The organism is Priestia sp. MDV22-iso46, assembly GCF_058629175.1.
Genome location: NZ_JBZVWT010000001.1, coordinates 807,872 through 830,380, shown reverse-complemented (window position 1 = coordinate 830,380; position 22,509 = coordinate 807,872). Strand labels below are relative to the sequence as shown.

General features: G+C 39.6%; 22 protein-coding genes and 1 other RNA gene. 13 read left to right on the top strand and 10 right to left on the bottom strand.

The window, feature by feature from the left end; translation table 11 throughout:
• The first annotated feature begins 7 nt into the window (after positions 1 to 7).
• Positions 8 to 652 carry a thiamine phosphate synthase gene (gene thiE / locus AC4NPH_RS04355; protein WP_013056863.1) on the top strand — a complete coding sequence of 215 codons (645 nt, stop codon included), beginning with the start codon at positions 8 to 10 and terminating at the stop codon, positions 650 to 652.
• A 28-nt stretch (positions 653 to 680) separates the two neighbouring features.
• On the opposite strand, the gene AC4NPH_RS04350 is transcribed toward thiE, so the two are convergent.
• The 3 genes from AC4NPH_RS04350 to AC4NPH_RS04340 all read right to left on the bottom strand — a co-directional run bounded on the left by AC4NPH_RS04350 (position 681) and on the right by AC4NPH_RS04340 (position 2,164).
• A complete protein-coding gene (locus AC4NPH_RS04350) occupies positions 681 to 1,109 on the bottom strand; it encodes a pyridoxamine 5'-phosphate oxidase family protein (RefSeq protein WP_057273094.1) in 429 nt (142 codons plus the stop codon).
• Positions 1,110 to 1,256: 147 nt separating this feature from the next.
• Positions 1,257 to 1,434, bottom strand: a non-coding RNA gene (ssrS, locus tag AC4NPH_RS04345) — 6S RNA.
• Between the two features lie 109 nt (positions 1,435 to 1,543).
• Positions 1,544 to 2,164 (bottom strand): hypothetical protein, encoded by a 621-nt coding sequence (locus AC4NPH_RS04340; protein WP_057273095.1) that lies wholly within the window; start codon positions 2,162 to 2,164, stop codon positions 1,544 to 1,546.
• Positions 2,165 to 2,317: 153 nt separating this feature from the next.
• Here AC4NPH_RS04340 and AC4NPH_RS04335 point away from each other — a divergent pair, with 153 nt between their 5' ends.
• Positions 2,318 to 2,770, top strand: coding sequence for a helix-turn-helix transcriptional regulator (locus tag AC4NPH_RS04335; RefSeq protein WP_057273096.1), 453 nt, complete (start codon positions 2,318 to 2,320; stop codon positions 2,768 to 2,770).
• A gap of 150 nt (positions 2,771 to 2,920) precedes the next feature.
• On the opposite strand, the gene AC4NPH_RS04330 is transcribed toward AC4NPH_RS04335, so the two are convergent.
• On the bottom strand, positions 2,921 to 4,111 hold the full coding sequence (locus AC4NPH_RS04330) for an anti-sigma factor (protein ID WP_098196431.1): 1,191 nt from the start codon (positions 4,109 to 4,111) through the stop codon (positions 2,921 to 2,923).
• The gene (locus tag AC4NPH_RS04325; protein WP_013056868.1) at positions 4,108 to 4,602 is read right to left on the bottom strand and encodes an RNA polymerase sigma factor; all 495 of its coding nucleotides are present in this window, start codon (positions 4,600 to 4,602) and stop codon (positions 4,108 to 4,110) included. Before AC4NPH_RS04325 ends, AC4NPH_RS04330 begins: the two co-directional genes overlap by 4 nt.
• Before the next feature lie 421 nt (positions 4,603 to 5,023).
• Here AC4NPH_RS04325 and AC4NPH_RS04320 point away from each other — a divergent pair, with 421 nt between their 5' ends.
• The 4 genes from AC4NPH_RS04320 (at position 5,024) to AC4NPH_RS04305 (ending at position 9,238) form a co-directional block, all read left to right on the top strand.
• Positions 5,024 to 5,254, top strand: coding sequence for a YkvS family protein (locus AC4NPH_RS04320; RefSeq protein WP_013056869.1), 231 nt, complete (start codon positions 5,024 to 5,026; stop codon positions 5,252 to 5,254).
• 131 nt (positions 5,255 to 5,385) lie between these two features.
• Positions 5,386 to 6,300 (top strand): ATP-binding protein, encoded by a 915-nt coding sequence (locus AC4NPH_RS04315; protein ID WP_013056870.1) that lies wholly within the window; start codon positions 5,386 to 5,388, stop codon positions 6,298 to 6,300.
• An 11-nt stretch (positions 6,301 to 6,311) separates the two neighbouring features.
• Positions 6,312 to 8,228, top strand: a complete 1,917-nt coding sequence (locus AC4NPH_RS04310; protein WP_013056871.1) for a vWA domain-containing protein — start codon at positions 6,312 to 6,314, stop codon at positions 8,226 to 8,228.
• Positions 8,229 to 8,326: 98 nt separating this feature from the next.
• Positions 8,327 to 9,238: an EamA family transporter gene (locus tag AC4NPH_RS04305; protein WP_013056872.1), complete on the top strand. Its 912-nt coding sequence runs from the start codon at positions 8,327 to 8,329 to the stop codon at positions 9,236 to 9,238.
• Between the two features lie 36 nt (positions 9,239 to 9,274).
• Here AC4NPH_RS04305 and lacZ read toward each other — a convergent pair whose 3' ends face one another.
• Positions 9,275 to 12,379, bottom strand: coding sequence for a beta-galactosidase, LacZ type (lacZ, locus tag AC4NPH_RS04300; RefSeq protein ID WP_098196432.1), 3,105 nt, complete (start codon positions 12,377 to 12,379; stop codon positions 9,275 to 9,277).
• A 138-nt stretch (positions 12,380 to 12,517) separates the two neighbouring features.
• On the opposite strand from lacZ, the gene AC4NPH_RS04295 reads away from it, so the two are divergent.
• The 4 genes from AC4NPH_RS04295 to AC4NPH_RS04280 all read left to right on the top strand — a co-directional run bounded on the left by AC4NPH_RS04295 (position 12,518) and on the right by AC4NPH_RS04280 (position 15,404).
• On the top strand, positions 12,518 to 13,336 hold the full coding sequence (locus AC4NPH_RS04295) for an AraC family transcriptional regulator (RefSeq protein WP_155660429.1): 819 nt from the start codon (positions 12,518 to 12,520) through the stop codon (positions 13,334 to 13,336).
• 146 nt (positions 13,337 to 13,482) lie between these two features.
• Entirely contained in the window at positions 13,483 to 13,959 is a 477-nt protein-coding gene (locus tag AC4NPH_RS04290) for a site-2 protease family protein (protein WP_013056875.1), read from the top strand.
• Positions 13,960 to 14,117: 158 nt separating this feature from the next.
• Positions 14,118 to 14,600, top strand: coding sequence for a GNAT family N-acetyltransferase (locus AC4NPH_RS04285; RefSeq protein ID WP_013056877.1), 483 nt, complete (start codon positions 14,118 to 14,120; stop codon positions 14,598 to 14,600).
• Between the two features lie 18 nt (positions 14,601 to 14,618).
• Positions 14,619 to 15,404 (top strand): ABC transporter ATP-binding protein, encoded by a 786-nt coding sequence (locus AC4NPH_RS04280; RefSeq protein ID WP_013056878.1) that lies wholly within the window; start codon positions 14,619 to 14,621, stop codon positions 15,402 to 15,404.
• A gap of 1 nt (position 15,405) precedes the next feature.
• On the opposite strand, the gene AC4NPH_RS04275 is transcribed toward AC4NPH_RS04280, so the two are convergent.
• From AC4NPH_RS04275 to AC4NPH_RS04265, 3 genes are all read right to left on the bottom strand, one after another.
• The gene (locus AC4NPH_RS04275; RefSeq protein WP_013056879.1) at positions 15,406 to 15,600 is read right to left on the bottom strand and encodes a hypothetical protein; all 195 of its coding nucleotides are present in this window, start codon (positions 15,598 to 15,600) and stop codon (positions 15,406 to 15,408) included.
• Between the two features lie 101 nt (positions 15,601 to 15,701).
• A complete protein-coding gene (locus tag AC4NPH_RS04270) occupies positions 15,702 to 16,244 on the bottom strand; it encodes a GNAT family N-acetyltransferase (protein ID WP_098196700.1) in 543 nt (180 codons plus the stop codon).
• 322 nt (positions 16,245 to 16,566) lie between these two features.
• Positions 16,567 to 18,444 (bottom strand): terpene cyclase/mutase family protein, encoded by a 1,878-nt coding sequence (locus AC4NPH_RS04265; protein WP_098196433.1) that lies wholly within the window; start codon positions 18,442 to 18,444, stop codon positions 16,567 to 16,569.
• Positions 18,445 to 18,586: 142 nt separating this feature from the next.
• On the opposite strand from AC4NPH_RS04265, the gene AC4NPH_RS04260 reads away from it, so the two are divergent.
• The 3 genes from AC4NPH_RS04260 (at position 18,587) to AC4NPH_RS04250 (ending at position 21,533) form a co-directional block, all read left to right on the top strand.
• Positions 18,587 to 19,627, top strand: a complete 1,041-nt coding sequence (locus AC4NPH_RS04260) for a C45 family autoproteolytic acyltransferase/hydrolase (RefSeq protein WP_098196434.1) — start codon at positions 18,587 to 18,589, stop codon at positions 19,625 to 19,627.
• Positions 19,628 to 19,638: 11 nt separating this feature from the next.
• Positions 19,639 to 21,141: an NAD(P)H-hydrate dehydratase gene (locus AC4NPH_RS04255; RefSeq protein ID WP_098196435.1), complete on the top strand. Its 1,503-nt coding sequence runs from the start codon at positions 19,639 to 19,641 to the stop codon at positions 21,139 to 21,141.
• A 113-nt stretch (positions 21,142 to 21,254) separates the two neighbouring features.
• Positions 21,255 to 21,533 (top strand): hypothetical protein, encoded by a 279-nt coding sequence (locus AC4NPH_RS04250; RefSeq protein WP_223268911.1) that lies wholly within the window; start codon positions 21,255 to 21,257, stop codon positions 21,531 to 21,533.
• A gap of 40 nt (positions 21,534 to 21,573) precedes the next feature.
• On the opposite strand, the gene AC4NPH_RS04245 is transcribed toward AC4NPH_RS04250, so the two are convergent.
• Complete coding sequence (locus AC4NPH_RS04245) at positions 21,574 to 22,464, bottom strand: PhzF family phenazine biosynthesis isomerase (protein WP_491938601.1); 891 nt, start codon at positions 22,462 to 22,464, stop codon at positions 21,574 to 21,576.
• Positions 22,465 to 22,509: the final 45 nt, after the last annotated feature.

The following is a 22,509-nucleotide window of genomic DNA, read 5'->3' as shown; positions in this document are numbered from 1 at the left end:
CTGGAAAATGACAAACGAAGAAATCAAAAAGCTGCTGCAAGTTTATTTTATAATGGGCAGCAATAACTGTAAAAAAGATCCGAAAGAAGTGTTGAAAGAAGCAATTGAAGGCGGCGTTACCGTGTTTCAATTTCGTGAAAAAGGCGAAGGTGCCTTAACAGGAGAAGCGAAATATCAGCTGGCGAAGGAACTTCAGCAAATTTGTCAGCAGCACAGCGTTCCTTTTGTTGTGAATGATGATCTTGACTTAGCGATCCGCTTACAAGCAGATGGCGTTCATATTGGACAAGAAGATGAAAAAGCTCATATTGTTCGAGAGAAAATAGGAAAAGGGATTGTGGGCGTCTCTGTTCATAATGTACAAGAGCTGCAGCAAGCGATAAAAGACGGGGCGGATTATGTAGGAATGGGACCTGTTTTTCCTACTTCTACAAAAAAAGACGCAAAAGCAGTGCAAGGTACAAAATTAATTGAAGAAGTGCGAAACCAGAATATTGACTTTCCAATTGTAGGAATCGGTGGCATCACGCCTGAAAATGCCAAACAAGTAGTAGAAGCAGGTGCAGATGGCGTTTCTATTATTACCGCGATTAGCTTAGCAGCGTCTCCAAAAGAAAAAGCAGCTCAATTGAAAGAAGCGGTAGGAAAATAAAAAAAGCGCACACTGTGCGCTTTTTTTATTATAGCTGAACAGTTTGAGGAGTTTCTTCGCCTTCATTCATGAAGCGAATTTCGTTCGGCGTAATTTCAAGAATAACATACTCAGGGTCATTTGGACCGTCAAACCATTCTTTCATGTGATCGTTCCATATACGCCCTTTTAATTGATCACCAGTACGAAGAACAGCTGTACCAGATAATTCTAAGTATTGATCGCCATATCCTTCACCGCTGTAGCCCAATAGTACGTGCACGTTCGGATTGGCTTCGATTTCTTCTGCCTTATGTGTATTGATATTTGTTGGTGTGTAAAGAGCGATACCCTCTTCATCGCTAAAGAATGTCATATAGCGAGAATGGGGTTTGTTGTTTACAACTGTGGCTAATGTTCCTACACGATTTCCTTCTAATACTTCGTTTACTTTTTTAGCAATTTTTTGTTCATTCATTTTATCCATCTCCTTTATTACTTTTTATGTTCCTCAATCGAAGATAAATAAAACATACATGTCTAAAAAAAATATAAGTTAACAATAAAATAGTTATGTAAACTAATAAAATGAAAAATAAAAAAAGCTAGCTACAGCTAACTAAAAAATAAGCCCGCACTGCCGTAACCCTAAGTGTCTTAAATACCCAGATCTACTAGGTGGGTGCCCTCATAGCCGGGTTTAGCGTCCCAAGAAGGGCGTGCTATCTGCAGCTAAATTTTGAGCTCCCTTTTAACACTCAAAGGTTTAAGACAACATGAGTATACGCACAGCGCAGGTATGTATAACAAATGTAAATAAGATGCCGATATATAAATGTTTTCTAATTAATCAACTTTCATCGTACAAGAAATGATTATAACGGAATAATGAATGGAACGCAAGACTTTTATTTAAAGTTTTTCTTCTCTAACATCTTGGCGGGGAAGCAGTAACAAAATAAGAAAAGGGCCCGCAACTGGAATGAAACATAAAAGAAGGTAAGGCTGGGATGCAATCCTTTCTTTTGTCATAACGGAGTAAGAAAGCCACGTTAAAACAAAAAAATCAGCGGTCATCACGCTAACAAGCTGTGACTGCATAAAAGCATCTCCATAAGCTTTTATTGAACCTACGGATAGTCCGTATGCGTAACCTGAAATCGTGAGCGCTAAGCACAGTCCAATCCATAGACGAGAAGAAATGATAGCAATGAAGCGTGAAGAAATACGCGAACGTGTTCGAACTTTTTGTCCTTTCCAATGATAATAGAACAAAAGAGAAAAAGCTCCAAGCGCAAATGATAGAAGAGAAAATGGCCATCCAGGCAGTTTGTATGTATCTTTTTTACAGATCATTATCATAAACAATACTGGGAAAAGTCCTAAAAAAGAGAATACCATAACCACGAGCGGATCTACCTGTTGAAAATTTCCTGTGATAAGATTTTTAAACAGCAAATTATTAGCGGCGCTTGCTCCCGGAGCTAGCAGCAAGGCGTATAGTACAAGCATAGCCCATCCAATGATATACATATTCTCAACTCCTTTTACTTGTTTTAGTGTACAAAAACCATTTCAGTATATTTCCCCGTCTTGTGACGAAGGGAAACGCTTGAAACTCTTCTTTAATTAGGTGTAATATTACACTAAAGAAATGTACGTGTATAGAAAGAAAGGGCTGTGAAAATGAATAAACAAGAAGTAATTAAATCAGTATCAGATAAAATACGATTAATTCGTTTAGAAAGAAACTATTCACAAGACAGAATGGCTGAAGTCATTGGTATTTCCAAAAAAACATTGGTTCAAATTGAAAAAGGGCGCACGGAAGCAGGGTGGACGACCACTGTTGCAGTATGCGGTTTGTTTGGTGACAGTGAAATCCTTCAATCGGTTTTAGGAGACGTTCCTTTAGAAGTAGTAGAAATCATTGCTCATAACGGCGTATCTTCTCCAAAAGATAGAACGCTCGGAGGAAGAGTATGGTGGAAAGAAATTCAAAAAGAAGGCTCTTTTCGTCTGCAGCAAAATATGATTAGTCAGCACTATCGCGTTTTAGATGACCAAGACTATCGATGGTTTAGTTCATTTGATAAAAGCGAAGCGGTAAAAAGGTTTGAAGAATTAACGAATGAATAAAAAAGAGGCCGGGACGTAACGAAATAACTGCATATATGAAACCTACGTTCACCCTATCCATAAAAAAATCCGAACGAATTTGATTCTCCATCAAGAGTCTTGATTCATCGTTCGGATTTTTCTTCCATTGCTATACTTTTGTCTCAGCCTCTACTGATTCATTAAGGTACCTGATGAGGGACGACTGAACCAATTCCATAGCTCTACATCTCCAAGTGACGCATATGTGATCGACGGATCATTTTTTAATTTCAGAAGCTTTTTTGTAGGCCCTGTAATCACAACGCCGTACACACCGACGCCATGTTTTTTTACATAAGAATATCGCTGCTTTAGCAACAGATCCGAATGGTCTAGCTGACGAACTTTTTGGACCGTTTCTTCATTATCAGCTAATAGTTTCATCATATTTAAAACGTTCGACTTGCTAGTAGAGTGGGTTTGATTTCCTTTGTGTTCGTAAGGTAAGTCTAGAAACTCTGGAAAGCCAAATGTTGATGTTAAGTCAATTAATGGCTCGTCTTTTGTACTTGTTTTTTGTTCGTGCCCTGTATTAAGCGCGTACCAAGAGGTAGAAAAATCACGGCTGTCGATGGCGTTCATTTTTTGCTGAACTTCTTTTAGCGAGTATGTATCATCAAAAGAAATAGCCACTTCGCTTACCGTTCCTTTTGGTAGATTTTCTAATGCTTTCCATGTTTCATTCGTCCATTCCTTATACTCTTTTGTATGTTGCTTTAGTTTTTTTGGATCAGGATAGACAAAAGAAAGGTTAAGATCGTATTTGCCGCCAGGAAATTCTTTTTCTACACCGCTTGTTTTATCAAACAGCTGATGAAATGTAAACGTCCCAATGGCCTGCTCTTCACGTCCAATTTGCTTATAAGCTTCCATTTGCGACTGCATGCGGAAAAAGGACTGTGTATCAGAAGTGGTTTCACGTATATGAACGTTCGGAAAAGCAGATTCGATAGCCGCTTGATTCACGCTGTTTATGTATTCGGTTTTTGATTGATGATAATATACAATAGATAAAAAGCTGCCGATTATCCATAGCAGAACGACAGAGCCAATGACAGTTGTCACATTTGAAAGGCGCTGCTTCCATTTGGCGATATAAATGGACTTTTTAACTTTTTTATTATCCAACATCGTATCGTCACTTAATGAAGTAGCTGATGCAGTTGGCGATAACGGTTCATCTTCGGTTAGCAAGTGCTCCAAATGAGCTGAGCATGCTTCACAATTTTCCGTATGTTCTTCAAGTGTTTCTGCTTCTTTGTCTGTCAAAGTGCCGTTTTTATATTTTTCCCATTGATGCTTCATATCTTGACAGCTCATCCGTCCTCTTCCTTTCTTTTTTTCAATTGTTGACGACCACGATACAAGTCCATTTTCACTTTTGACAGAGTAAAGCCAGTCATTTCTGCAATCTCTTCATATGTGAAGCCGTGATAATCTCGTAGCAGTACAATATTCTGCTTAGCCGGAGGCAAAGCAGATACATCAGAAAGCCAGCCGTCGATTTCACTTTGAATCATCACTTGTTCTTCAGCACTTGGCTGAGGAGTAAAGTGCCATTCTTCTATTTCGACAGTAGGGCGTTTTTTTTCTTTTCGATACCAGTCAATAAAGGCGTGATAAGCAATTTTGAACAGCCAAGGCTTCACTTCCTCGCCTTTATATGTTTCTAAGTGTAAAAGTGCCCGGTAAAAGGTCTCCTGCATTAAATCTTCCGCTGATTCTTTTCTGCGAGTAAGAGAGAGAAGATAGCGCAGCAAATCATGCATGTGCTGTTTATAAATGTGTTCAAAGTTATGCTGTTGTGCCATTTTCTCCCCCTTTCATTTAATCAACGCAATTTGTGGATAAAAGTTTCGGTTTTTTTATTAAAAATCGTATGTAATAGATAAAAGATGCTTAAAATACGATATATAGCTTATCATACTAAAAAGAAAACCATATGAAATTCGACATAATTCCGTGTAATTTGTCATTTTTTTAAAAAACTAAAGGGTAATTGGTGTTCGAAGGAAACAGAAAATGTTATGATAGAACAAGGATGTGCTCTTACAAAAAACAGCTACATACATAATAAAAAATACAGCGTTTGTTTGCAAAATAAAAATGGACAAACACATGTTGTTTAACCATGGATGTTTGTGGGAAAATGAACTAAGTATTTTCAACAAAAAGTAAATTAAATTGTGTTTTCACTTATAAAAAACACGGTAAATTGGAAAAGGTGGGGTCATGATGGACGTAGAAAATACACAAGGTACAGAAGAACAAGCACCTAAAGTCAAAGCAGCTAAAGTTGGCGATACGATTCAGCCAAAAAAAGGCGACTATAAAGGATTTAAAGGAATTGTTATGGTAGTGCGAGACAATTCGGTTATCGTAGATTTTGGGAAAGATGCTGAAACGGGCGAATCCATGAAAACAGTTGTTAATCATAAAAATTATAAAATCGTAAAAAAGTAGGTGAATAACCTACTTTTTTTTACTGAATATATGTTTAAAGGCTGCGATTTTTCTATCGGAAACCTTAGAGAAAAGCGTAGGTAAAGCAATTCTTTGAGATGAACAATGTTTTTTAGTAAACTATAGAAAGTATGCAGAAAGAAAGGATTTTTGTTATGTCAATTCAACTATCACAATTATCATTACCGCAAGAGGTTCTTTCGCTTTTAGCGAATCGTAAATATGAAAATTTGTCCGATGCTGATCAGCTATTAATTGGAAAAGGCGGCTATACAGCAGAAGAAGCAGATATTTTAGAAGATGCCATTATTGCCTTGTCACTAGGGAAAAATGTACTTTTAAAGGGGCCAACAGGTTCAGGTAAAACAAAGCTGGCTGAAACGCTGTCGCATTTATTTTCTCAGCCGATGCATAGCGTTAACTGCTCGGTTGACTTAGATGCAGAAGCGCTGCTTGGTTTTAAAACAATTGCTGAACAAGAAGGGAAAACAGGTATTGAGTTTGTGGAAGGACCTGTTATTCAGGCAATGAAAAAAGGCCATTTATTATATATTGATGAAATTAACATGGCTAAACCTGAAACGCTTCCTATTTTAAACGGGGTTCTTGATTACCGGAAAATGATTACGAACCCATTCACTGGAGATGTAGTACGCGGTCAGCAAACGTTCGGCGTAGTAGCGGCTATTAATGAGGGGTATGTTGGTACTGTTCCATTAAACGAAGCATTAAAAAATCGTTTTGTTGTTATTGAAGTTCCGTATATTCAAGGAGGCAGCTTAAAGCAAGTTTTGATGTCTCAGTCTCAGTTAAAAGACGAAAAATTAATTGATAAATTTGTCACGCTCTCTGCAGATTTAATTACTCAAGTTCAAAGCGGCCATGTATCAGAAGAAGCTGCGTCTATTCGTGCGCTTATCGATACGTGTGATTTAGCTCTTTATATGCCGCCTCTTCGCGCGATTAAACGCGGTATTATTGAAAAGCTAGAAGATGAAAGGGAAAAAGCCGCCATTCAAAATATTGCTGAAACATTATTTGAGTAAGGAGTGGCGCTATGCGATTTATTAAATTTAACGACAAAAATGTAGATTCCTTTCTCTATATGGAGCTGGCAGATTTAACGAAAACATTAACAAAAAATGATGAAATTGAAGTAGAGTATCGCGTTTCGTCTTATTATGATCCTGTACACGGCATTATTTATCTCAGTCACTTTTGGGATAACCGTCCAGAACAAGACAAAGTGTACGGCTTAAAAAGTGATGTATTTTTAAGAAGTATTGGAAGCTATAAGCATTCAAACTTCAAAGAAATTAATGCATATTTAAAGAAAATAAATAAAACCTCGGTACCTAGCTTAGCTAAGCAGCTGTTTATGCTGTTTGAAGATATTCGTTTAGAAGAAGTATGCAAACGCGAACGTTCTGGAACGAAAAAAGCCTTCGCCGTCAGAAGACAGCTCTATAGAAAATATTTTGCTACACAAATGAGCGCAAATTTAACAAAAAGCGTGTATACGGATGCACTTTTTAACGGCATCTACTTGCTATTGACGGCCGAAAATCCATTTGAAGAAATTCCTTCAATGAGTGAATCGATTAATTTAGCGATGCCTTTTATTCGCAGACAGCTAACAAATGTATATGAAGCTAAAACAACAAAAGATGTATCGCGCATCTGTCTTGAACTTGTAGATGTTTTTGATGATATTATTGAAAAAGATATGCTTAATACCTATTTCTTCTTGGCTGAACTCCAGTATGATCAGTTAGAAGAAGGGTTAACATTTGAAGATTTAAAGCGCAAAGATTCATTAGTGAACGATGATATTTTAGAGCATGAAAAAGACGGGGATGAAGACATTCACGAAGAGAAAATGGAAATGTGGCATCGAGAGACAAGCGAAGCGACGCAAAGTTTTCTACAGTTTGATATGGATCAAGGCTCAAAAACAGACATGCTAGGCGATGGTGTTCGTGAAGGCGACGATGGAGATCAAGCAATGGGCATGGTGCAAGGGTCTTCTCAAAAAACATCGCGCAACGATTATTCTCAAATCGAAGCCATGGAGCAAACGCATCCGGAAAAAGACGGGGAAGCGGATTATGAGTATGGGAAAGAAAATAAGCATGCCTATGCTGTTTTTATAGATTCTAAACTTCCGAACGACGATCACGTTGTTCAGTATGATGAGAATAAAAAAATTATTGCATCGTATCAAAAGAAATTAAAGCAAATGATTGAAAAAACGCTTGAACATAAAAAAACGCTTCCTAGAAGCGAGCTGCACTTTGGCCGATTGAATAAAAAGCTTCTAAAACTATGGACAGACGACAATCCTCGTTTGTTTTATAAAAAAGATGAAGATTCTGCGCAAATTGATGCCGTCTTTTCTCTTTTAGTTGACTGTTCCGCATCGATGTACGACAAAATGGATGAAACGAAGCTTGGGATTACGCTATTTCATGAAGCGTTAAAGTCTGTTATGGTGCCTCATCAAATTGTAGGGTTTTGGGAAGATACAAATGATGCCACCGAAACGAGCCAGCCTAACTACCTGCAGACGGTTATGGACTTTCAAGCATCGTTAAAGCGTAAAAGCGGTCCTGAAATTATGCAGCTTGAGCCTGAAGAAGACAACCGTGATGGATTTGCTATTCGCCATATGACACGCCGTTTGCTTCAGCGTTCTGAACAGCAGAAGTTTTTACTTGTGTTTTCAGATGGTGAACCAGCCGCTATGGGATATGAACAAAATGGTATTGTAGATACGCACGAAGCGGTATTAGAAGCACGCAAGCACGGAATTGAAGTCATCAACGTCTTTTTATCCAACGGAGAAATTGATGAAGGACAAAAGAAAACCATTCAAAATATGTACGGGAAATATAGTATTCTAGTACCAAACATCGAAGAACTTCCCGATGTGCTATTTCCTTTACTGAAGAAATTACTTCATAAAAGCATTTAAAAAAGTCGAAGCATATTGCTTCGACTTTTTTTGCTATTGACCGTTAAAGAGGAGCGAGGTAAGTTAAATATATATGAAAAAGAGAGAAGGAATGGCAAGTGGAAGGAGTTCAAACGTCATCTAGAAGAGCATGGGGGCTGCTGCTTGTAATCATTGGTGCCACAATGTGGGGAGTATCTGGCACGGTGGCTCAATATTTATTTCAGCATAAAAGTTTTAACGCAGAATGGCTGGTCGTCGTTCGTATGTTAGTATCCGGATTGCTGCTTTTGGCAATAGCCTCTAAGCAGCGCAATATTTTTGCAATTTGGAAAACAAAAGAAGAGAGGACTTCGCTGCTTTTGTTTGGTGTAATCGGTATGCTCGGCGTGCAGTATACATATTTTGCAGCTATTGAAGCAGGAAACGCTGCTACAGCTACAGTGCTTCAATATACGTCGCCAATATTTATTATTGGCTATTTAGCTGTGCAAGCAAGAAAGTGGCCGGTGAAAGTAGAAATGATTTCTGTTGCGCTCGTCATAACGGGGACATTTTTTCTTGCAACAAGCGGAAATTTTAACGAGCTGTCTATTACAGGATGGGCGTTGTTTTGGGGGATTGGGGCAGCTGTGACGTCTGCTTTTTATACGCTTCAGCCTAAACGCCTTCTTGCGAAATGGAGCTCAATTGAAGTAGTAGGCTGGGGAATGGTGATAGGTGGAGTAAGTTTTTCATTTATTCACCCGCCGTGGCATATAGCAGGTGAGTGGTCGCTATTGTCGCTGTGTGCGGTGTTATTTGTAGTCATCTTTGGAACGCTTATTGCATTTTATTGCTATTTGGAAAGTTTGAAGCATATTAGCGCTTCTGAAGCCATTGTTCTTGCGTCAGCAGAGCCTTTATCAGCAGCGGCGCTCTCTGTTCTATGGCTTCATGTGACCTTTGGATGGACGGAGTGGTTAGGTACGATTCTTATTATCGCTACGGTATTTTTACTTTCTCAGCGAAAGCCAGAGGTGACGTCATAAGTAAAAAGGACTTTCATTTGAAAGTCCTTTTTACTTTTATAGAGGTTTTAATGTAAACGTGTTTGTATACGAGCGGTTAGCATATAGTGTGTAATCAGGATGTGTTTTAGCTCCCCAGCTGTCGTCTCCGCCAACGCCCATTTGCTTGTAGTTAACCCGCACGGTTACTGAATCGCTTGACGGCAATTTGTAAAAATGATCGTAAGCCTCCAGTTCAAAAGGTGAGTAAGGTAAAGCGTTCAGCTCGACTGTTGGCAAACCTTTTATCAAAAAGCCCCGTCCTTGATCGTTTGTAATAGTGGCCCATCGAACGTCCGTTTTATTTCCGCATTCTTGAGGGCGTAAATACGGTGTAACTTGCTCTTTTACACTGCCTTTATGAAGGGCCAGCTTAGCGCCAGTTTTACGGTCCCAATAATTTTCATGAGGTCCTCTTCCATACCACGTTAAAGAATCAAAAGCCGCATTCATCGTAAACAGCATGCCGATTTCAGGAATTTCAGGCATTGTCTCAGAAGGTGCTAAAGATTGTTCAATCTTCATTTCACCATCGTTATATAGCGTATACGTTACATAGCAAGAAGCAAGAGAGTTGTCTAAAGCTAGTTCAACCGAAATGATAACAAAGTCAATTTGCGGCTGCACACTTATGTTTTGCACATGCTGCTCTAAGCTTGCTTGACGCCACGTTTGACATCTTTCATGCAGTTTATTACCGAGGTCATTATCGGTTACTGCACGCCAAAAATTCGGACGGAAACCCGACGCAAGCAGCTCGGTGTGCTCATAGTTGTAAGAAATAAACTGTCCTTTTCGCTTATCAAAAATAGCCGTGAAGTTAGTTCCTGTAACCGTAAGCGTTTGTTCATTTTGGTCAACGGTTAAAGCAGGATGAGCAGCTTTTACTGAAGGTACAGCGGTTTTGGCAGGCAGTACAAACTGTTCGTATGCCACTTCATATCCAGCTGAAGCCCAAGCTGTATCTTTGGACAATCTGAGAGAAAGAGTTAAAACAAATTCATCAGTTTCATTTTCTTGCTCATAAAGAGGATAAGAAAGCGTCAGTTCTTCTGTACCATCAGGAGCTACATTTAAAAGAGACGCATGCTTTTCAACGAGTTCACCGTTTTTTTCAACAGTCCAAACAAAATCATAGGCGTTCAAGTTTGTAAACAAGTGTTTGTTTTGAACGGAAAACTTTCCTTTAGCAGCGTCGACTGCTGTCCACTTTACGGGCTGATAGCATTTTTTTACTTCTGCAATTTTAGGGCTAGCTGTCCCATCAGCAAAGATTAAGCCGTTTCCGCAGAAGTTACCATCGTTAGGCGTATCACCAAAATCTCCCCCGTAAGCTAAGTAAGAAGTACCGTCTTCTGCTGTTGTTTGAAGAGCTTGATCTTTCCAGTCCCATATAAAACCGCCTTGCAAGATCGGATATTGATCGAAAATCTCCCAGTATTTGTATAAATTCCCGCATGAATTGCCCATTGCATGACTGTATTCACATAAGATGTAAGGTTTTTTCGGATTCATTAATGCATAGCGCTCTACATCTGCTGGCTTAACGTACATCGTGCTTTCTATATCTGAAGCATCATAGTCGCGATGATGGAAGATTCCTTCGTAATGAACAAGTCGTGTGGAATCTTTTTCTTTAAAAAAGGTATACATATGGTGAAAGTTTTCTCCGCCAAATGATTCGTTTCCAAGCGACCAAATAATGATAGAAGGGTGGTTTTTGTCACGTTCGTACATCGAACGACAGCGATCCAATACGTTTTCTTTCCATTCTGGCTTGCTTCCTGGAACGGCTTTTTGCTCACCTTCTTGTAAATAAGTCCACGTTCCGTGCGTTTCTAAATTGGTTTCATCAATAACGTACAGTCCGTATTCATCACACAGTTCATACCATACTGAATCGTTAGGATAATGGGATGTACGCACGGCGTTAATATTATGCTGTTTCATCAGCAAAATGTCGTGAAGGATGTCTTCGCGCGTGATGCCTGCCCGGCCTTTTACTGAATCAAATTCGTGGCGATTCACTCCTCGAAGTACAATACGTTTGCCGTTGATTGTCATAAGACCGTTCTTTAGTTCAAATGTACGGAAGCCGACTTTACAGCTTTCTGTTTCAATAATAGAACCAGCAGAATTCTTTAAGCTGAGTACAAGCGTATACAAATGAGGGCTTTCTGCACTCCATTTTTCAGGGCTTTTAATGTGTGTACGCAAGGAGACTGTACGTTGATCGCTCACACTTAAATTTATTTGCAGCGGAGCTTGTAGTACTTCTTGGCCATTCGCGTCATACAGCGTGGCTTCAAATGTTAGATCTTGAGTATCGTGCTCAAAGTAGTTTAAGATATCAGCTGAAACGATAAGTTCACCATCTTGGTAGTTGTTATCAAGCGACGAACGAACGCTAAAGTCATAGATGTGAACTGGTGGAGTAGAATAGAGATACACATCTCGGAAGATGCCGCTCATTCGCCAAAAATCTTGGTCTTCAAGCCAGCTTGCATCACTCCAGCGATATACTTCTACTGCTATCGTATTTTCACCTTCTTGAAGGTAAGAAGTTATATCAAATTCAGCTGGAGTAAAGCTGTCTTCGCTGTATCCAACAAACTCACCGTTAATCCATACGTAAAAAGCAGATTCGACGCCTTGGAAGCTGACGTACACCGGCTGATCTTTCCATTCTGGTTTAGGTGTAAAAGTACGGATGTACTGACCGACAGGGTTATATCTAGTCGGTGCAAAAGGAGGTTCGAGCTCTTCATTTTCAACCCAAGGGTATGTCACGTTTGTATATTGAGGATAGTCATATCCTTGCAGCTGCCAATGTGAAGGAACTGAAATAGAGTCCCATTTCTCATATGAAAACTCAGGTGCGAAAAAGTTTTTGACGCGGGCATCTGCATTTTCAGCAAAATGAAAATACCAGCTGCCATTTAAGCTTTGATAGTAAACAGAAGATTTTCTATCATTTTTTAAGGCCTCTTCGACCGTTTGATAAGGCATAAGTAAAGCGTGTGCTTTTGAACGGTTCAATTGAAAAATTTCAGGGTTGTTATTCCATTCAGGGTATCCGTTTGCAGGTGCTGTATAATGAAATTTCTTGCCGGTTTTTAACACGTCGATCCCTCATTTCTAAAGTACTAGGTTATTAGTTTATATGAAAATGATAACGTTTTCTGAAAACCTTATCAATCTAATTATTTTCATGGTAATATAACTATATTCACATAAAAAGGGGGAAGTAATGTGGACCGTATGTACTTTCCGGCTCTTTCAGATGAAGATATGAAACTGCCATTCTATGTTACAAGCGCTGGAAGCTGGAGACACCAAAAGCATATTAAGCGTCAGGGAGAGTTTCCTGATTATCAATGGATTCAATGCATAAAAGGAAGAGGCGAGCTTCGTGTAAATGATGAGGTTTATATTATAAAAGAAAATGAAGGGATGTTTCTGACGCCGCACGTTCCGCACGAATACTATCCCGTTACGAGCGAATGGCAAGTATGCTGGGTTTCTTTTAACGGAAGTGTGATTGATGATATCATGCTTTCTCTTCAATTTATTAATTCGGGAAAAATCGTCCTTACAAATGCTGAAAGTCTTTACAGGATGCTTCAAGAACTAATGGATCGGTTAGAAGAAAATCATACCTCTAGCACCATGCAGTGCTCTGAACTACTATATAGCGTCATTTTAAAACTTCGCCAAGACAGCGTATATATAGAAAGCAAAAGTCGCCTGCAGCAAATTACTCAGCTAAACCCAGTCCTTCGTTATATCGAGGAATATTATCATCAGCCGTTAACGCTAGAAGTACTGGCGCAGCAGCTCAACGTAACGGAGCAGTATACGTGTTTGCTTTTTCAACAATCTCTTGGCATCCGGCCATTTGAATACGTAACGCGCGTGCGGATTCAAAAAGCAAAGAAACTGCTGCTTAAAAACAACCAAATCTCTGTACAAGATATAGCAAGACAAGTAGGGTATGAACATCCAAGCTACTTTATCAAGCGTTTCAAAGAACAGGAAAACGTTACGCCAACTATTTTTCGAAAAATGTATTTTTCATAAGCTACATACATCAGGGTTTATCTAGGTCATAAGACATGAAGTGTATGCTAGTTATTCCGTATGAGTTTTAAAAAAGAAATTAAATGTAGTTTTAAGTGAAAACGGGGAGGAAAAGTAGAGAGAAGAAACAAAAAGGAGGGATAAACGTGTTTGGGTTAAATGATCTTCCAAAGTTTGTGTGGTCATTCTGTCTTGTATTGCCACTTGTATCATTTGTTCATCAGCTGGGGCATTCCGTCATGGCAATTATTTTCGGAGGGAAGGTCGATTTTACTATTGGGCGAGGGAAAACGATTCTTAAAATGGGGAAGTTTAAAATTAAGTCAGTCTATTTTTTAGACTCGTTTTGTAAATATGAAAATCTTAAGAATGACAGTCGCATTTCTCATGCAGTGGTGTATGCGGGTGGTGTACTGTTTAATGTGCTTACTATTTTTATAATAAATGGATTAATTATGGCTAATATTCTGCCTGAAGATATATTTTGCTATCAATTTGTTTATTTTTCAGTCTATTATGTTATTTTCTCACTGCTGCCAATTCAATATACAGAGACATCTGCAAGTGATGGACGTGCTATATATAACGTATTACGGTACGGGAAAACGTGTGATCCAGATTAAAGGGCTGTGTGTAGCAGCCTTTTTTGGTGCGTTTTTTCTCGTTCATTTAAATAAAAAAAGGAAAACTTTACGAAAAGAAAATAGTAGCGGATAATAAAGATAGTAGATGTTGGAATGTAAGAAAGGAGAGGATTCATACGATTATTGAGACAGAACGAATGACGTTGCGAGCCATGGCCGAAAGCGATGCAGAAAATTTACTGAAAATCTTTGAGGATGCTGAAGCAATGAAGTATTATTCTTCTACTAAAAGCGAACAAGACACACGCCGCTGGATTCAATGGATGAAGCAGCATTATCAAACGTACGGCATTAGCATGTGGATCGCTGAGGATAAACAGAAAGGAGAGTTTCTAGGGCAGTGCGGCATGGTTCTTCAAAAAGTAGACGGAAAGGTAGATCCAGAACTTGGTTATTTATTCTTACGCAGCCGCTGGGGGAAGGGCTATGCGAGTGAAGCAGCAAAAGCTTGCTTAGATTATGGACTTCATACGCTGAAATTTCAGAAAATTACATCATTGATAGATCCTGACAATTACCCATCGATTAAAGTGGCTGAAAGAATTGGCATGAAAAAAGAAAAGCAAGTTAACAAATGGGACAAATCATTATTCTTTTATAGTATATATAATGAAAAATGAGAGTATAGGAGTGTTAGCATGATCAAAATTAAGAACGTTTCGGTAAAACGAGCAGAAAAAGAAATTTTAAAAAACGTGTCGTGGTTAGTGAAAAAAGGGGAACATTGGTGTTTGCTTGGGTTAAATGGTTCCGGAAAAACGACGCTTTTAAATATAATCAACGGATATATCTGGCCTACAAAAGGCCAAGTAGAAGTTCTCTCAAGGAAATTTGGAGAAACAAATCTGTCTGAGCTCAGAAAAGAAATCGGGTGGGTAAGTTCTTCGCTTCAGCAGCGGTTTCAAGATGACGATACGGTTTTAGAAATGATTTTAAGCGGCAAATTTGCATCTATTGGTTTGTATGAACAAGTGGAGCAAAAAGATATGAACCAAGCTATAGAATTAATGAAGCTGCTAAATTGCGAAGATTTACAAAATCAGGCGTACGGAACACTTTCTCAAGGAGAGCGCCAGCGAGTGCTAATTGCCCGAGCTCTTATGGCTTCACCAAAGCTTTTAATACTTGATGAGCCATGTACAGGACTAGATATAATGGCCCGAGAACAGCTTCTTCAGCTGATTGCAAAAATGGCAGAGCAGCCAAAAGCGCCTACGCTTATTTATGTTACTCACCATGTAGAAGAAATTTTGCCGTGCTTTACCCATACGCTTTGTATGCGCCAAGGAGAAGTGTTTTCTTCTGGAAAAACGAAAGACCAGCTCACTGAGCCGCATCTTTCTAAATTTTTTAATCACTCCGTAGAGATTCAGCAGCAGAAGGAACGCACTTGGCTGTCATTAAAAGAACCGGTAAAAAGCTGAGCTAGCGTCGAGAAACCTTCTTACATACCATGGGAAAAAGAGCGCTGCTTGCAATGGAAACAAGCTCATTGTGGAGATAATGTTTACATGCTACATAAATAGTGGTGCTGCAAATAATATCAATTAGTAAAAAAGCAGCAATGTCATGTTTATCAATGGTTACAAATACAAAAGAAGAGGAATCATAAGCTGTCATCGTTGGCTCCTTTGATTATATCGTTATGTTACTTTATTCACAAAAGGCTTGGGCTATACGAACTTTTAAAGAAGTAGGATGACGACAGCTGATTCTCTTTTCTACAGCTGATAATATTCTTGTTCGAGTATACTCATGATAAGATCTGTCTGAAATGCTTCTTCAATAAAAGCACCTTCACGCTCTATTCCTTCTTTTACAAAACCGCATTTTTCATAACAAGCAATGGCTCTATGGTTGTATTCGAGCACTCGTAAATCGACTCTGTGCAAGTGAAGGTGTTCAAATGCGTACGCAAGTACCAATTTTGTAACTTCGGTGCCTAGCCCTTGATTCCAGACGGAAGAATCAAATAAACCAATTGCATACCGTGCGCGCCGGTCGTGCTCGTTAACGGTCAGCCGTGCTTCTCCAACAAAACGCTGCTCATATTCAATACACCAATTCAGCTTTTGAGACTTTATGTACTCGACGTGCCGCTTGGCATCTTGTAATGTAAGAGATTTTAAGTTTCGGGTATCGCCTCCGTACATGCGAATAAGTTCTTTTGTTTGTTTGCATGCTAGATAGTCATTTACATCGCTGTCTTTTGGTTTTCTTAGTATCACGTTTTTTCCTTTTAAAAGTGGTGAAACATTATTCATTTGATGCATCCTTTCTTTTCTAACATTTAAAAAGGTATTCCACTTGTCTCCTAAAAAACCTGCTTTTATGTATAAAAGAAATTCAGACATAACTATGTCCATCGAATCTTAAAACAAATGGGATCGGTACGCTAGTATGGAGTGCTTGTTACACCGCGGTTGACTTCCGTGCAAGCCTTGGCTTTCCATTAACTGCTCTACATACATGAAGCCTACGTTCATTCTACAAATGAAAAAATCCGAACGAGTTGGATTCTCAAGCAAGAATCTCGATTCATCGTTCGGATCTTCCTTCAGCTAAACTACTTTTCTCCCAGCCTCTTTACGAAGAATGTTTTTTTGCGTAGTGAGCAAGTGCAAGAAGAGGGAAAATATCATTGTAGCTGTGGTACTGAATATAAAATTGTCCAGGAAGACCAATTCCCGTGGGGTAATGAGTTTGCTGCTCTGTAAGATTTGGATTCAGTAAAAATTTAATTCCTTTTTCAACGGCTCGATCTTTTAATGGACATATTGTCATTAAAGCATCGAGAGCCCAAGCCGTTTGAGAAGGGGTGCTAAACGATAGTGGCACATATTTTTTTAAAGAAGCGCTATAGCATGATTCTCCGAATCCACCGTCTTCTTGTTGAATGCTTTTGAGCCAGTTGATAGCTTTGATGATACGCGGATCAGAAGCAGAAACCCCTACAGCACGAAGTCCTGTAATAGCGGCCCACGTTCCGTAAATGTAGCAAACTCCCCACCGGCCGTACCAGCTCCCGTTATCCAATTGATGATCAAACAGCCATTTTACTGCAGCTTTAATCGAAGGGTGGGATTTATTCATACCAGCAAAGTTTCCGAGGCACTCAAGCACTCGACCGGTTAAATCGGCAGTAGCCGGATCCGTCGCTGCATCTTTTGCATTTTCAAGCGGGAGATAAGTAAATAAAATAGAGTCAGTATTTTTTTCAAATGCAGCAAAACCCCCGTCTTTGTTTTGCATGGACAGCAGCCAGTTAATGCCTCTTTGCCAAGACTCCAAATAATCTGTATCGGTTTGTGCTCTTCTAGAAAGAGCTCTGATAGCAGCAGACGTATCGTCTAAGTCAGGGTTATTCGTATTAATATCGGAAAACCCCCAGCCTCCAGGTGCTGTATTTGGGTTATGAAACTGCCAATCTCCAAGCTTTGTATGCTGTCTTTTCTTTAAGTAGCGAGTTGAGCCTTTAATCATAGGATCTTGCTGCGGTACACCTGCTTCCTGTAGAGCGTAAGATAGCAGCGCGGTATCCCAAACGGTTGACGTGGAGTTTTCTACGTGCACGTGGCCGCTGCATGTACTAAGTAGTGAACAAATACCGTCAATTGCTTTTTGGATCACAAATGAATCTTTTTTATAGCCAAGAGCCAAAAGACCGTAAATCATAAAAAAAGTAGAGGTGGCGTAGCTGTAGAGTGTTCCGTCTTTTTCAATTCTTTCTAGCATGTAACGCTCCGCTGCTTGATAACCAAGCTTGTGGATGTAAGAAGGTAAAGAAGCCAGCTGTTTTAAATGGTCGACTACAAAAATAGAAGCGCGTGATTCTTGAGTAGTTTCCTCCGATTCCTGATTCTGTTCTCTTACATCTAAATGAGAAAGAGAAGGTGTATGCCTAGAAGTAAGTGAAAATTTTTTGTTTCCTGCTACCATCATCGGAACGAAGTGAATTCTGGCATAGGTGCTTAATTCATAAAAGTTAAGCGGTACATAGGTAGGCACGAGCAAAAGAGAAAGCGGGAGGTAAAATAGCTTTGGCCACTCGTATAAACCGTTAACAGAAAGCATCCATCTTGTAAGAAAATGAGCGCGCGAAATGCCTCCCGAATCTATAATATATCTTTCTGCTTTTCGCAAAATCCGGTCGTTTTTTTGGTAATACCCTGAATATAAAAGAGCTGTATAAGCTTGAATAGTGGCGGATAAGTTATGTTCTTCATCATCAAACAACGTCCAAAGACCATCTTCATTTTGAAGGGAAACGATCCGTTCGGTTAATTGTTTAATCAACCCTTCTTTATCTAAATCAAAGGTGCGAAGAAGCATAATTAAAAACGCATCAGGCATAACGCCTGTTTCAAAACAGTAGCGAAATGACCCGTCATTTTTTTGTGTTGGGCGCAGATAGGCGATTCTTCGCTGAATCTCTAGCTGAACTTCCTTTAGCAATATGATCACCTCTTATGATAATGCTTTTCAATCTTTCGACCTGTTTCTTTATAACTGTATTCAAAGGAAGAGAGTTCTATGAAAGGAGAAAGTTGCAAAGAATAGAGCGCTTGCTGCACAATAAAGGTACTGGAAAATTGGAGTGATAGAAGTGAAAGAAATACAGGTAGAAGTTATTCAAGGACGAGGCTCTTACCGAGAGCTTGGTGAAATGCAAGGGAAATTACATAAAGGAACAAAGCTGTTTGAAAATCATCAAAAAAGAAGAAAACGTTCATTAAGAAGCTATCAAACGATAGCAAAAGAAGCTCGTCATTATTACGACTTATTTGCTCCGGGACTGTGGGATGAGCTAGTGGGCTTAGCAGAAGGCTTAGATTGGCCTCTTGAAGACGTTATTCATGAGTACAGCGGGTATCAGCAAGAGTGGAAAAAAACGGGATGTTCGGCTCTTATGCAGCACGGCGTGTATGTGCGAAACTACGATTATCATCCTAAAACGTACGAAGGTCGATTTTTGCTTTTTCAGCCAAATGAAGGATATGCAAGCGTCGGATTTGGAACGAGAATGGTGGGGCGAATGGATGGAATGAATGAAAAAGGATTAGCAATTGGCTATCATTTTGTTAATCGCCGCCGTCAAACGAACGGATTTATTTGCTGTACGCTCGCTCGGTTTATTTTAGAAACATGTGAAACGACAGAAGAGGCTATTGCTATTTTAGAAAGAGCACCGCATCGTCATGCGTTCAATTATTCCATTTATGACCGCAGCGGACAGGGAGCAGTAGTCGAAGCATCTGGACGAGGCGTTCAGGTACAAAGAGGAACGATGATGGGGTGTACGAACCATTTTAATCAGCTGGTCGAAGAAAATCGTCATCATTTGGTAGAATCAAAGGAAAGGCTCGATCATATTCGAGATCATATTGAAAAAAAGCTATCGCCTCTTGAAGCTTTCTCTTTATTTAATGAAGATGAATACGGTATTTTTAAAGAAGATTACCGGAATTCTGCTGGAACGCTTCATACAGTAGCATATGTACCGGAGACGCTGCAAGTTATTGTGGGGATTGGACGAAAAGCAAAGCCTCTCATTTTCTCGTTTGAAGATTGGATGAAAGGAGAACAATTAACTATAACGAAAATAAAAGGAACGGTAAATACAGATGAACCATTTCCGTTTCAGTAAGGAGCAGCATAATGAGAATTGTAACGAATCAAGAGATGTATCAAGTAGATGATTATATGATGAATACAATTGGGATGAGTGAAGAGTCCCTTATGGAAAATGCCGGACAGGCTGCTGCAAACGCGCTGAGTGAGCGAATCGAAAAACATGAAAACATAGGGCTGCTTATAGGAACGGGAAACAATGGAGGAGACGGCTTTGTTATTGCCCGTGCTTTGAAGTCAAAAGGCTATGAAGTTGACGTCTGGGTAGTTCCTGCACGGGAAAAAATAAAAGGCGCGGCTAAAAAAGCAATGATCATCTATGAAAATGCCGGGTTTACGTGGCAATCGGCGGGAGATAATTTCTCTGTAAAAAAGTATACGGTGCTTATTGACTGTCTACTAGGGATAGGAGTAAAAGGCAGCATCAAATCTCCTTACGATGATATTATAAAAAAAATAAACGACTCTAAGGCTTACATATACAGCATCGATGTCCCAAGTGGAGTAATGGAACAGAAGCAAGAGCTTACAGTACGTGCAGATGCTACGATTACGCTTCAGCAGCCGAAAATCACGGCTTTTACATACCCCAGCAAAGAAAGTTATGGAGAATTGATTGTGGTAGATATTGGAATGTCGCCGCTAGCAATTGAAAAAAGTTCATCTTTTAAAGAGGTATGGTCAACTCAGCATATTAAACAATCTTTTCCTATTCGGAATGCTTCGTCCAATAAAGGTACACACGGAAAAGGAATCGTAATAGGAGGTTCAATCCAAACACCCGGAGCGCCGATGTTAACGTCAAAAGCAGCGCTCACAAGCGGAGCGGGACTTTTAACGCTTGCGCTTCCGAGCGATATTCATGCGATTGCAGCTGGTCACATGCTGGAAGTGATGTATAAACCATGTCCAAGCAAAGATGGCTTTTTTGCAGGGGAGATACCTTTAGAAGAAGCGAAGTATGATGCCATTGCAGTCGGACCAGGGCTTGGGAGAACGAAAGAAACGAAGAAAGTCGTCGAACAAGTGCTTTACCAGCCGGTTTCTGTAGTGGTGGACGCCGATGCTCTTTTTCATCTTCCCCATTTAGAAACAGAAGTAAAAGAAAGAGAACACGCCACGATTTTAACACCTCATCCGGGAGAAATGGCAAGGCTCGTGGACACAACAATCGCCGAAGTAGAAGCAAATCGATTTTCAATATCTAGGCAATACGCAGTGGAAAATGGTGTGTACCTTGTATTAAAAGGTCCAAACACGATTGTTACAACACCTGACGGAAAACAATACGTAAATACCACTGGAAACGCGGGACTTGCGAAAGGAGGAACGGGTGACACGTTAACAGGGATCATCCTCGCTTTTATTATGCAGCATGATTCTCTTCAAGAAGCAATCAGTAATGCGGTATATGTTCACGGAAAAGCAGCGGATGTGCTGCTCGATCAGGGGCATACAATGATGGATATGTTAGCAAGCGACGTTATTTCTGCACTGCCGGCAGTCTTAGGGCAGCTGGGTGAGAAGTAATTTCTTCTAGATTATTAAAATTTGTTGACAAAATCCTTCAAAAAGTTGTCAAAACTCTTTGTAAATGATAACGTTATTTTACGTAAGATTTTACATAGAAAGAAAGTGATGTTGTGTACTACTCAATGAGACCAAGAGGCATTCATTTAGCTGTGCCTACACTTTTCTTCCTTATCACAGTCGTGTTATTTGCGATGATGCAGTTTGGTTTTTATTTGGATTCCAGCATTCTTCGTAAAATTTGGGTCATCGTTATGGCTTTATTGCCCATTGCTGGACTAATCACGGCTATTAAAGGTAGAAGAGGAAGCGCAAAGCCGTGGTTAATTATAGGGAACGTGATTCTTATTTTAACCGTTACAATAATGAGCGTACAGGCTATTATTTACTAAACAAAAAAACGTGTTCGCCAAATAGGCGGACACGTTTTTATTAGGAAAGAGAAACGATTTGCTTGGTTACATAGACCGCTTCTCCTGCGATTACCACACCATACGTATTCTCTTTTTTTGTAATTTTTACATGAACGAAGCCATCTTTATCTATTTCCTGTCCTTGCTCAATCACAAATTGCCAGCGGTCATTATCTTGCTGGTCCACATATCTCGCATAATAGGCGCCCATTACGCCTGATGCTGTTCCAGTTACGGCGTCTTCTACCGTACCTGAAAATGGTGAAGAGAAATGTCTTCCGTGCATATGGGCTTCTGAGTGAATCGTTTCAAAACAAAAGGGATGAATAGATGCTTTTGGCATATCTGTTAAAATATGAGGGCAATCTTCTTGATTAGGCTTCATCTTTTTACAGGCATCTAAATTTTTTAAAGGTACAATAAGCGTCCAGTTCCCCGTACTTCCATATACAATAGGAAGTCTTTGATCAAGGTCATCAATATGAAGATTAAGAGCTTTTGCCAGTTTTTCTTTTGAACCCGAAAACGGATGAAACTGCGGAGAAGCTTGACTCATGGTGATAACAGGTTGTCCGTTTCTATTCTGTACAGTCATCGGCAAAATTCCAGCATTTGTTTCCACTGTAAATGTAGTTTTTGGAAGTTTGTTTTTACTATGTAAAGCATAAAGAGAAGCGACGGTTGCATGACCGCACAAATCTGCTTCTTGGCCGGGCGTAAAGTATCGAATTCGTAAATCAGCGCGGGAAGACTTCATGATAAAAGCCGTTTCGTTAAACTGTGCTTGATAAGCAATCTTCTCCATTTCTTCAGCTGAAAAATCATCTCCGTTAAACACGATTCCTGCAGGATTTCCTTTATTAGGGCGCGTGCTGAATGCATCGTATTGATAAACAATCGCTTCTTTCATAGAAATTACCTCCATTTTTATATCCTTGTATGAAAGCTTTAACCA